Genomic DNA, 6321 nt, shown 5'->3' with positions numbered 1-6321 from the left:
GCCGAACAGCTGCGCCGGGAGCTGGTGCTGGTACCCGGCGTCGGCAAGGTCGCCATCGGCGGCGCGATCCCGCAGCAAATTAATATTGATATCTCGCTGCCCAAAATGGCGGCCCGCGGCATTACGCTGAACCAGCTTTCCGCCATTCTCAGCCGCCTGAACGTCGTTTCCAGCGCCGGGGAGATCAAATCCGGCAGCGAGTCCATTCGCCTGCATCCGACCGGGGAATTTGAGAATCTCGACGAGCTGGGCGATCTGCCCATCAACCCCCACGGCACCGGGGCGACGACCCGGCTGCGGGATATTGCCACCCTCTCGCGCGGGCTGAGCGAATCGCCCTCCAGCATCTACCACGCCAACGGTCGCCAGGCGGTGACGATGGGGGTTTCGTTCATCCCCGGCGTCAACGTCATCGACGTTGGCCACGCGCTGGAGGCGCGGCTTGAGCAAATGTCGGCGGAAAAGCCCGCCGGGATAAAAATCGATCTGTTCTACGATCAGGCGGCCGAAGTTGGCCACTCGGTTAGCGGCTTTATCACCAACTTCCTGATGGCGCTGGCGATTGTCGTCGGCGTCCTGCTGATCTTCATGGGCGTGCGCAGCGGCATTATTATCGCATTCTCGCTGGCGCTTAACGTGCTGGGTACGCTGCTGATTATGTACCTGTGGGGCATTGAGCTGCAGCGGATTTCGCTGGGCGCGCTGATTATCGCCCTCAGCATGCTGGTCGATAACGCCATCGTCATCGTCGAAGGGGTGCTGATTGCCCGCCAGCAGGGATCGACGCTGCTGACCGCCGTCAGCTACGTTATCCGCCGCTCCGCCCTGCCCCTGCTGGGGGCGACCGTGATTGCGATCCTCGCCTTCGCGCCTATCGGCCTGTCGCAGGACTCGACGGGGGAGTACTGTAAATCGCTGTTCCAGGTGCTGTTAATTTCCCTGATGCTCAGCTGGTTCTCGGCGCTGACCATCACCCCGGTGCTGATCAAATGGTGGCTGTTTAAAGGCGCGGCGTCCCCGGCGCCGGCCGCCGAGGCCGATCCCTACCGCGGGCGCTTTTACCGCAGCTATCAGCAGATCCTTAACGCCCTGCTGATGCGCAAAACCATCACCCTCGTGCTGATGGCGGCGCTGCTGGGCGGCGCTATCTGGGGATTCGGTTCGGTGCGGCAGAACTTTTTCCCTTCATCAAACACGCCGATCTTCTTCGTTGACCTGTGGCTGCCCTACGGTACCGATATTGCGGCAACCGAAAAAATGGCCAGCGATATCGAAACGACGATTAACGGCCAGCCCGGGGTCGTCACCACCATCGCTACCGTCGGCCAGGGCAGCATGCGCTTTATCCTCACCTACAGCGGCCAGCGGCAGTACAGCAACTATGCGCAGATTATGGTTCGCATGGACGATCGGCGCAGCATCGACGCCCTCACGCGCCACGTTGACGCCTATATTGCGCGCAACTATCCGCAGGTCAACGCCAGCAGCAAGCGGGTGATGTTCGGCCCGTCCGGCGACAGCGCGATCGAGGTGCGGATCAAAGGCCCCGATCCCGACAGATTACGGCTGATAGCCAGCCAGGTGAGCACCATCCTCTCCGCGGATCCGGCCGCCGGCAGCGTGCGTAACGACTGGCAGAACCGCAGTAAAACGATCCGACCGCAGTACTCGACCACCCTCGGGCGCGAGCTGGGGGTGGATAAACAGGATATCGACAGCGCGCTGCAGATGAACTTTACCGGCAGCCGCGTCGGGCTGTACCGCGAAGGCGCCGATCTGCTGCCGGTGGTGGTCCGTCCGCCGGCCGCCGAACGTCAGGATGCTAACCATCTCAACAACGTGCTGGTGTGGAGCCAGAGCCGGCAGCAGTACATTCCGCTGAGCAACGTGGTCAGCGACTTTACCCTTGAATGGGAAGATCCGTTGATTCTGCGCCGCGACCGCAGCCGCGTACTGACGGTGATGACCGACCCCGACCCTCTGAGCAACCAAACCTCGGGGGATATTCTGGCGCGGGTGCAGCCGCAGATTAACGCGCTCAGCCTGCCGCACGGCTACAGCATTGAGTGGGGAGGCGATGCCGAGAACTCCAGCGAAGCGCAGCAGGGGCTCTTCACTACCCTGCCGCTCGGCTATCTGGTGATGTTTGTCATCACCGTGCTGATGTTCAGCTCGCTGAAAAATGCGGTTGCCATCTGGCTGACCGTGCCGCTGGCGCTTATCGGCGTGACCCCGGGCTTTTTAATTACCGGCATACCTTTCGGCTTTATGGCGCTGATCGGTTTACTCAGCCTGAGCGGAATGCTTATCCGCAACGGCATCGTGCTGGTGGAAGAGATTGAACAGCAGAAACAGGAAAAACCGCAGCACCAGGCAATTATCTATGCCGCAACCTCGCGCTTACGCCCTATACTGCTCACGGCCTTCACCACCGTACTCGGGCTGGCGCCGCTGCTGCTGGACGTCTTCTTCCAGAGCATGGCGGTTGTTATCATGTTTGGACTGGGTTTTGCGACCATCCTGACGCTACTGGTTCTGCCGGTTATTTACGCCTGTTTCCACCCTAAGGATATGCAGCAAGCACAATGAACACCACCGGGTTAAATATTATTAAAACGCTGGGATGCATGACGGCGGTAACGTTCTTTACCATCTATAACACCTGGGATCTGTATGATTACGATTATCACTGGATCCTCGGCTTTCTGACGTTTGTCTCGACCATCGCCACCCCGCTGTTTTTTGTGGTGGCGGGCTATCTCGATGCCCAGTCCCGGCACAGCGCGCGCTGGCAGATGGGTAAAATTAAAAGCGTGGTGATCGTCTTCCTTTTCTGGATGACGATTTACTACCTCTTTGAGCCCTACCAGCGCGGCTATCTGATTCAGCCGTGGTTCGTCTTCACCTTTATTGTGATCTATACCTTCCACCCGCTGGTCGAGTGGCTAAGCCTGCACAGAAGGATCTTTTTTAGCGCGGTGTTTGCCCTGCTGCTGTTCTCCTACGGCTACGATCTGCTGGCGGCACTCTATCCCGACGTTCATGTGCTAGGCCTGGCGCCGCAGTATCGCCTGTGGACCTGGCTGTTGTTCTATTTAACCGGCCAGCTGTTTAACGATCCAATGGTCGTGCGCTGGCTGACTCGCGATAAAGTGGTAAAAGCCGCGATGTGTGCCATACCGTTTATTTATCTTTTCACCTGGTTTTACGAGCGCCATTTCTTTTTCGCCCTGTTTAAGGCCGACAGAAATGCGTTCCTGCTCACCGGTTCGCAAATTTATATTCTGGTGGTGGCGCTAGTTATTGCGGCCAACGGCGTTCGTTTTCGTAAAAACAGCGAGTTTAAAGAGAGTATTCTGGCGGCAATCAGCAAAACGATGACCGGAGTCTATATCCTCCACTACTCCGTTTTTCATCTCCTGAGCTCCCTTATCCCGATCGGTTCGCTGAGCACAAAATTAATGCTGATTGCCCTGACGTTTGTCGCCTCGGTATTGATTTCAATGCTGGTGCTATCCAACCCGGTCGCTAAAAAGGTGCTCACCCTTTAAGCCTTGCGACCCGGCCTGGCCCGGGTTTAAAAACCATAGCGCAGCCAGGCAAAGAGGACGTTACCGTTATTATAGGTGCCGGGAATATAGGTAAACTGCACGCTAAGCCGCTGATAGCTTGCGGAAAACAGCGGCAGGATAATCGGTAGCGGCACGTAATTAGCGAAATCATCGCGCGCGGTAATTCCGGCGGTCACCCCGAGCCCGAGGCGGAAATCGCGGGCGCTATCAAGATACCAGCCCTTCTCCCAGCCGTAGCCGATGATGGGCTGCCACTCGTTATGCGAATCCTTAAACATCATGGCGTACAGCGAGCTCCAGTCGCCGTCATCGTGGTAGCGAGAGAAGCCGAATCCGCCGCCCCAGGGCATCTCGTTGTAGTTATCCGTTTTCTCTTTATCGTAGGTTAAGCGGTTGTGCCAGCTAAGAAACGGCAGATACAGGTCATAGTTTTGCGGCTCATTCCAGGTTTGCGAAACATCATTTTTTAACCAGTCCCACCAGCCGCTGATGCGCTGCTCGCCGTAAACGCCCTTTTCAGCCCGCGCCGCAGAGGAAAAAATAATCAGGGCTGCCAATACTATCAGCCGACAACGTGGCATAGGCTTTTCCTTATAGATAATGTCCACTGGGTATTCATTCTGAGAATAATAACCGCGCTTTGCAAATGTCGTGGCGACATTTTACCGGTGATACGCGCCCCTTATGATCAGTATATATAACAACCGGCAGGGCGGTTGCCAATCGCGGCAAAGCGTATCATTTCGCGGCAGCGGGGATTATCATGACGCTAATTAGTGATTTTGCAGGCGGTGCTCGGAAAATAAATGGATGTCATAAGCATTATTATGTCGGCGGGGAAATCCTCGGTTAACGTCGCGCTGTATACCCTGCTACCCATTATGGTCGTGATGCTGATCATCATGAAATACCTGGAAGTACGCGGGGTGCTCGACGTAATCGTCCGCTGGGTGGCGCCGCTGCTCAAGCCGTTTGGTTTAACCGGGATGAGCGCTTTTGCCCTGATCCAGATGAACTTCGTTAGCTTTGCCGCCCCGCTGGCGACCCTGTCGATTATGGATAAACGCGGCGTCTCTGACCGACAGATGGCCGCGACCCTGGCCATGGTCTTTGCCATGGGCCAGGGCAACGTCTTCTACCCTCTCGCGCCCTTCGGCCTGCACTGGATGGCCTCGATAATCATTTCGATTGTTGGCGGGCTGTGCGCGGCGGCGGCAACCTGGTACTTCACCGGCCGCCGGCTGTCGACCGTCGAAAACGCCCGCGCGGAGGCGCTACCCAACGCGGAGCAAAATAGCCAGGGGATCATTTCCGTTATCAACAGCGCCGGCTCCGACGCGATTCGCCTGGCCCTCGGCGCGGTGCCGATGCTGATCCTGTCGCTCACCATCGTCGGGCTGGTGCAGGCTGCCGGCCTGATTGATATGCTGCAGCGCCTGCTGATGCCGCTGCTGCTGTGGCTGCATATCCCGGAAAACTTCGTCCTGCCGGCGCTGGTCAAATGCGTGGCCGGCGGCACGGCCTACTTTGGCGTGATCTCTGAATTGCTTCAGCAGGGCAAAGTCACCGTCAGTCAGATTAACGCCTCCGCCGGGCTGCTGATTCAAACCTTCGATCTGCCGGGAATCGGCATTTTTCTTGGCGTCAGCTCGCGGTTTGTCCGCCTGTTCCGCTTTGTCGCGCCTGGCGCCATGGTTGGCATCGCGGTTCGCACCCTGATGCACGTCTCGCTATTTTGAGGCCTCAACCCGCGCTTCAGGCCGCAGGCAGGCCCGCATATCCGGCTGGAAGCCGCAGCCGATGCGCTGGTCAATGCGCGCCATCATAAACGGGAAGAACGGGTTGGAGGTCACGCGCATCAGCGTATCCAGCCCGACGCTGAGGCTGGAGGTCTCTCCCCGGAGCGAAATCGTACCGATGCTGATGCCGTAACGATTCTTCTCCGTCGGCTCGCGGCCGTACAGGGAATCGTTCAGCGGGAACGGCACCGCCACGTGCGAAAGCGAATACATATCCTGCGGCCACGCGAGGTTCAGCGGCGTCACCCGCTCCTCTTTTTCTCCTGCCGGCGTGGTGCGTGCCACCGTCTCGTAGGTGGTGGGCGAGGCGTTGGTAATCACGGTGGTGCTATATTGCCGCGGCGCCGGCGGCAGAAGCGCGCTGACCGCAGAGTAGAGCGCGGGACGAAACAGCGCCCGCAGGTTGGCGGCCTGGTTAATATCAAAAATCACCAGCTCGCTGCCGTTTTGCGGCAGGTAGCGATACAGCGAATCAACCACCGCCCGGGTGCTCACCGTGGAGTCCATGACCGACTGGAAGGTCAGCACCGGCGGCAGCGCGGCAAGCCGCTGGCTGCGGGAAGCCTGGACTATCTGCTCCTGCAGCGCCTGGGTTAACAGCCACGACTGGCGGGCCGCCTTCACCGGAAACGAGTTGTATTTGTAAGGATTAAACTCCGGCACCACGTTCAGCCATGCCGCCCGGGCAAAGGCCGGGAACACCGCCGGCAGCCCCGTCAGCCCGGCAAAGCGGGCAAACGCGGTCACGCCGATCATCGGCGACAGCAGGACTATCTGCTGCGGCTCGGGCAGAGCGTTATCATCCAGCGCGTCGAGCGCATACTTCAGCGCCAGCGCGCCGCCGTTGGAGTAGCCGATCACGTGCAGCGGTACCTGCGTCCCGCCCAGCCGCGTCGCTTCGCGCACCGCCATGCGCGTTGTCGCCATCCACGCCTGCCAGCCCACGGCGG

General features: G+C 58.8%; 5 protein-coding genes. 3 read left to right on the top strand and 2 right to left on the bottom strand.

Going from position 1 to position 6321, the window contains the following annotated elements; all coding sequences use genetic code 11:
* Window positions 1–2589, top strand: a 2589-nt coding sequence (locus PFH44_RS23695) for an efflux RND transporter permease subunit (protein WP_283826342.1), incomplete at its 5' end; no start/stop codon positions are given.
* Window positions 2586–3551, top strand: a complete 966-nt coding sequence (locus tag PFH44_RS23690) for an acyltransferase (protein ID WP_283826341.1) — start codon at window positions 2586–2588, stop codon at window positions 3549–3551. The genes PFH44_RS23695 and PFH44_RS23690, both read left to right, overlap by 4 nt.
* A gap of 26 nt (window positions 3552–3577) precedes the next feature.
* On the opposite strand, the gene pagP is transcribed toward PFH44_RS23690, so the two are convergent.
* Window positions 3578–4153, bottom strand: coding sequence for a lipid IV(A) palmitoyltransferase PagP (gene pagP / locus PFH44_RS23685; protein ID WP_045859408.1), 576 nt, complete (start codon window positions 4151–4153; stop codon window positions 3578–3580).
* 225 nt (window positions 4154–4378) lie between these two features.
* Here pagP and PFH44_RS23680 point away from each other — a divergent pair, with 225 nt between their 5' ends.
* Window positions 4379–5311 carry a nucleoside recognition domain-containing protein gene (locus PFH44_RS23680; protein WP_045859410.1) on the top strand — a complete coding sequence of 311 codons (933 nt, stop codon included), beginning with the start codon at window positions 4379–4381 and terminating at the stop codon, window positions 5309–5311.
* Here PFH44_RS23680 and PFH44_RS23675 read toward each other — a convergent pair.
* On the bottom strand, window positions 5303–6321 hold a 1019-nt coding region (locus PFH44_RS23675), incomplete at its 5' end, for an alpha/beta hydrolase (protein ID WP_463671568.1). The genes PFH44_RS23680 and PFH44_RS23675 overlap by 9 nt on opposite strands.

It is taken from the genome of Klebsiella sp. Ech2A (genome assembly GCF_030078455.1).
GTDB classification, from domain to species: domain Bacteria; phylum Pseudomonadota; class Gammaproteobacteria; order Enterobacterales; family Enterobacteriaceae; genus Klebsiella; species Klebsiella terrigena.
The sequence above is the reverse complement of the archived record's forward strand: the minus strand, read 5'-3'. Positions and strand labels throughout refer to the sequence as shown.